Here is a 2,404-nt window from a genome sequence, read left to right on the forward strand (position 1 = left end):
TCCCGCTGCTCGGGCGTCAGCGGCAGCGGCCCGAACACCTCCTCCTTGAACTCCTCCACGACCCGCGCCCGCTCCTCGGTGGAGAGCCTGGCCAACCGGTTCATCAACGCCGTCTCCTCGGTGCTCGCCCCGCGTTCCGCCACTACCGACAGGACCGCCCGGCTGACCTTCAGCGCCCTGATCCGCGCGTCGATCGCGACCACGTGCGCCCGCGCCACCTCGGCCACGCTCGCCCGCCCGTCCAGCACCCGGCCCACCTCGTCCAGTCCCAGCCCCAGCTCGCGCAGGGCGCGGACCAGGTCGACGCGCGCCACCGAGGCCGAGTCGTAGAGGCGGTAGTTGCCGGTGGAGCGGGAAGCCGGGGGCAGCACGCCCTCGTCGGACCAGAAGCGCAGCGTGCGCACCGGGAGTCCGGTCCGCGCGGCCAGCTCGCCGATGGTCAGCTCGTCGTCCATGCCGAAGATCCTGCGGGTTCCAGCGGGTGGAGGCTCAAGCCCGAACCCGTGACGAACCGGTGACCTGCGATGATCAGGCGGGCGGCCAGCTGCGCAGCGCCACGTCGGCCACCAGGTCCAGGGTCGCCCGGTCCGCCCCGCCCGACGCCTGCACGGCGATCCCGTTCGCCACCGTCATCAGGTACCGCGCGAGCAGCGCCGGGTCGCTCCCGGCGGGCAGGTCGCCCTCGGCCACCGCCCGCTCGAACCGCTGCCGGAGCCACGCGCAGCCCTCGTCGCGCCACGCGGCCAGCACCTCGCACGCCGACCGCGCGTCGTCGCCCACCGCCAGCGCCCCCTGCACGCCGAGGCACCCCGTCGGCTCGCCGGGCGTCGTGGAGGCGCGCACCGAGCCCTTCAGGAACGCCCTGGCCACGCCCGCCGAGGTCGGCTCCTCCAGCGCGCGCCGCACGTACCCGGCCTGCGTCCCGGTGTACCGGTCGAGCGCCTTGCGGAACAGCTCGTCCTTGTTGCCGAACGCCGCGTACATGCTGGTCCGGTTGATGCCCATGGCCGTGGTCAGGTCGGTGAGCGAGGCGCCCTCGTAGCCCTTGGCCCAGAACACCCGGACGGCCCGGTCCAGGGCCTCGTCCACGTCGAAGCCCCTCGGCCGTCCCGTCCTGCGCCCGGTGTCCACACCGCACAGCCTACCTGTTTTGCACCGATCGGTACGAAAGTGCTAGCGTCGAATTCAGTACCGATCAGTACAGAACTTGAGGAGGCCCGGAGTGGGACAGCTCGAAGGCAAGACCGCCGTCGTCACCGGCGGCGGCACCGGGATCGGGCTCGCCAGCGCGGTCCGGCTCGCCCAGGAGGGCGCGCACGTGTTCATCACCGGCCGCCGCGAGGCCGAGCTGGCCGCGGCCGTCGCGGAGATCGGGGAGGGCTCGGCCACCGCCGTGCGCGGCGACGTCACCGACCCCGCCGACCTCGACCGGCTCTACGCGGCCGTCCAGGCGCGCGGCCACGGGCTCGACGTGGTTTTCGCCAACGCCGCCAACGCCTCGCACGTCCCCCTGGAGAAGATCACCGAGGCGGACTACGCCGCGATCTTCGACGTCAACGTCCTCGGTGTCCTGCGCACCGTGCAGAAGTCCCTGCCGCTGCTCAACGACGGCGCCTCGGTCATCCTCAACGCCTCCACCGCCGCCGACAACGGCACGCACTCGTTCGGCCTCTACGCCGCGTCCAAGGCCGCCGTCCGCTCGTTCGCCCGCACCTGGGCCACCGAGCTGAAGGACCGGGGCGTGCGGGTCAACGCGATCTCGCCCGGCCCGGTCGGCACGCCCGGCCTCGAACTGCTCGTCGGCTCGGACAACGTCGAGGCCGCGCACGCCAACCTCGGCGGCGCGATCCTGGCGGGCCGGATGGGCCGGCCCGAGGAGGTCGCGGCGGCCGTGGCGTTCCTGGCGTCGCCGGGGAGCAGCTTCGTCATGGGCTCGAACCTGTACGTGGACGGCGGCGAGAACCAGGTCTGACGCGGCGTGCCCGGTGCGGCGGGTTAGGCTGCGGCCCATGTCCGACCTGGAGGTTTGGGTGGAGGCCGCGGTCGAGCGGGCCGTCGAGTCGGGGTGCGCCGACCGGCTGTCGGTGCGCCGCGAGCGCACCGGTGGCGATCCCGTCGTGCTGGTCGACCTCGCCGAGGGCCACGTGCTCTCCCTGCGGGTCAAGGGCGAGCGGCGGGTCCAGTTCACCCTCGACGGGTCGGGCGTGCTGGAGGTCGACTCCGGGGACGGGGACCGGCTCGACCTGGAGTGGCTGCTGATGGCCTACTGCGCCGCCGAGCTGGAGGTCGAGGTGGACCTGCGGCTGGGGCAGTTCCGCGCGTTCCGCCGGGGTGACGACGTGTTCTACCTCTCCCAGCCGCTGTTCGCGCGCTGGTGGGGGCCGAGGGAGTGGCGCCGGATCGA

General features: G+C 73.4%; 4 protein-coding genes. 2 read left to right on the plus strand and 2 right to left on the minus strand.

From position 1 onward, the window contains the following. Both ACTUAL_RS01535 and ACTUAL_RS01540 read right to left on the minus strand, forming a co-directional pair. The coding region (locus ACTUAL_RS01535; RefSeq protein ID WP_440898998.1) for a helix-turn-helix domain-containing protein at positions 1-455 on the minus strand (455 nt) is incomplete at its 3' end. 73 nt (positions 456-528) lie between these two features. Next, positions 529-1,131 carry a TetR/AcrR family transcriptional regulator gene (locus ACTUAL_RS01540; RefSeq protein ID WP_096495467.1) on the minus strand — a complete coding sequence of 201 codons (603 nt, stop codon included), beginning with the start codon at positions 1,129-1,131 and terminating at the stop codon, positions 529-531. A 91-nt stretch (positions 1,132-1,222) separates the two neighbouring features. Between ACTUAL_RS01540 and ACTUAL_RS01545 the strand changes: the two genes are divergently transcribed. Both ACTUAL_RS01545 and ACTUAL_RS01550 read left to right on the plus strand, forming a co-directional pair. Continuing rightward, entirely contained in the window at positions 1,223-1,972 is a 750-nt protein-coding gene (locus tag ACTUAL_RS01545) for an SDR family NAD(P)-dependent oxidoreductase (protein WP_440898999.1), read from the plus strand. A gap of 37 nt (positions 1,973-2,009) precedes the next feature. After that, positions 2,010-2,404: hypothetical protein (locus tag ACTUAL_RS01550; protein ID WP_440899000.1), on the plus strand; the 395-nt coding region annotated here is incomplete at its 3' end.

The sequence above is a fragment of the Actinosynnema sp. genome, from assembly GCF_052038725.1.